This window comes from Desulfobacula sp., from assembly GCF_021107415.1.
The window spans coordinates 1-2,568 of the sequence record NZ_JAIOSW010000398.1 but is presented as its reverse complement, the minus strand read 5'-3'; the positions used below and the strand labels follow the sequence as shown (position 1 = coordinate 2,568).

Annotated in this window: 2 protein-coding genes; one reads left to right on the top strand and one right to left on the bottom strand. The window is 38.0% G+C overall.

What is annotated here, in order from left to right; translation table 11 throughout:
* The coding region (locus K8S13_RS20140; protein ID WP_291465413.1) for a FecR domain-containing protein at positions 1 to 577 on the bottom strand (577 nt) is incomplete at its 3' end.
* Positions 578 to 1,765: 1,188 nt separating this feature from the next.
* On the opposite strand from K8S13_RS20140, the gene K8S13_RS20135 reads away from it, so the two are divergent.
* A partial coding sequence (locus tag K8S13_RS20135; protein ID WP_291465412.1) for a transporter substrate-binding domain-containing protein occupies positions 1,766 to 2,568 on the top strand: 803 nt, incomplete at its 3' end.

Sequence of the window (2,568 nt, the reverse complement as noted above, 5' to 3'; positions counted from 1 at the left end):
CTGCGGCCAGGCCTTTACTTGTAGCAGTTATACTTTCACCAGGCCCAACCATAACTGTTTTTCCTTTATTGTCCGTAACCGACACCAGCCCAGATACCACCGAGACCTTACCTGTTGAAGGCTTGACGTCAACAACAAAATCTGTTCCTCTTACACCGGCTACCATGGTTGGAGTATTTACATCCAAATGATTCCCTTTTCTAATTTTTAACCGAATACGCCCCATTGATGTAAAGAATTTCTCAACAGGAGCCCAGTAAGATTTGCCCAAATATTTCAAATGGGACGATCTCGAAATAAATATCCTGTAAGATGCTTTTGAAAACGATGAAAAAAAACCGGATTTCTTTTTTTGAATAACAACATACCCTTTACCGACCACCTGGATACGGTCTCCAGGCTTAAGTTCATAGTTTAACCTTGCCGGAAAAGGCTTTTTATCGGTAGATTTAAGGATTTCTGCCTTGCCTGAAATCTTTATAATTTTCGGGCCTTGCGCAAATGCTGTTCCAGAAAAAAGACACAAAATGACTGCTGCCAAAATAAATACTTTGTGTTTATAAAGAAAATCTCTCATTGCATGAATCTCCTAAAATAAAAATAATTTATTTTTAATTAGAATCAGCAATTTCCGGGTAGGGAATTGCATAAAAAATATGTAAAATCTGCACATTATGTCGTTTCTCAGAGGCCACAAACTCAAGAGACCTTTAGCAGTTCATGTATGTCTTTAAAACTTACAAGCCGTTGTATAATCTTTTTTAGCCTTAGCAATGTATTCATTAAATTGAACTCATTGGCTTTAAAAAAGCGCTCTCTTTAATTATAACGAATTACACAGACATTTATTCCATCAGTAGGGGTAATTAAAAATAATATCTTAAATCTGAAACATTAATTACGCCGCGATATAGATAATTACAGAGCTAAACCCCCAGCTAAGCTGGGGGTTTAGCTCTGTAATTAAGTGGCAGGCAAGTCAAATATGCCCAATCACACCAGAATGACCCGCTCGGAGCTGCCATCGTACTTGAAGTGATACGGGCCATAAATGAGGATTGATTAATCGAACAAAGTAAAAATATTGCAGTGATGCTTATAAGCGGATTAAGGGGTATTAAGGTTCACACAAACAAGATAAATGCGATTCGTGCCCGAGGATTAATGGTGGCCCTTGAACTGAAAGATGATGCGAAAGCCTTTTATACGACATATGTTCAAATAGAGCTCGTGAGGAAAGGCTATATTCTTGCCCAACGACCAGGTCTAAACATACTGAGATTGGAGTACTTTCCATAGCGTTGGCTATACCCGGTGCTGTCGGAAAATGGACACTCGCAGTGCTTGCTGGACTCTTGTCGTTATCGATTATTCGTATCGATTTCCCTCATATGACGAACAGCCGGAAACCAGTTCGAATGATCCACCTTCGGTTTGGAATTCTTCGGCAGGACAAGTTACATCAGAAACCCAGACTTGTACGCCTCAGGCGTATTATCCTGCCAAAGCTTATTTTTAAAAACCTCACTCGGACAGACAGGCTTGCCAAGGCGAAGCTTGGCGTATAGTGGTTTCCTGTGCACAACATCCCGGAAATTTAGCCAATTCATAGCAAAAGCCCGTCTTGACAATAAAGCAGCTATATGGTATCTTAATCTCCTTGCTTGCATGATAATGGTTCAGCACACCTCCCTAAAAAATATAGCCTTAAGACCTGGGGTTAGTTTTTCACACTTTATGACCCACTTATTGGTAAGGATATGAAATGAAAAAATGCATCTTATGTATCCTCCTTTTATTCATTTTTCTGTGCAGTGTATCTGTCTCAGCCGAAATAAAAATAAAAGTAGGAATATACCAAAATGAGCCCAAAGTTTTCCTTGATAGCACGGGGAAAGCTCAAGGGTTTTTTATTGATATCTTAGATTATATTGCTTCAAAAGAGGGATGGCAAATTGAATATCTGCCTGCTACCTGGGAATCAAATCTAATAAAGCTTAAGCAGGGAGAAATCGATTTACTCTTAGATATTGCTGACTCAGAAAAAAGGGCTGAATACTGTGATATTAATAGTGAAATTGTTTTCTCAAATTGGGCTATTGTTTATGTACAAGAAAATTCTGAAATCGAGTCAATTATAGATTTGAGAAATAAAAAAATCGCTGCCATGAAAGGGGATATTTCTTATGAAGATTTTAAAATAAAGATAAAAAACTTAGGAATTTTTTGTACATTTGTCGAGGTTAATGAATTCTCAGAAGTGTTTGAATTGCTGGATAAAAAACAAGTAGATGCTGGAATAATAAGCCGTCTATTCGGACTGACACATGAAAACAAATATGATGCACAGAGAAGCACCATAATTTGCTGCCCAAACAACCTCTATTTTGCCGTACCCAGGAATCAAAATAAATTCCTCATTGAAAGAATTGATTATCACCTCAAACAATTAAAAAGAGATGATCAATCCATATTTTACAAGTCCCAAATGAAATGGATTGAGGGCATATCCCCATGGAAGTTTCCTGTCTGGCTTAAATGGCTTTTAGCCTTGGGTTGTAGCCTTGT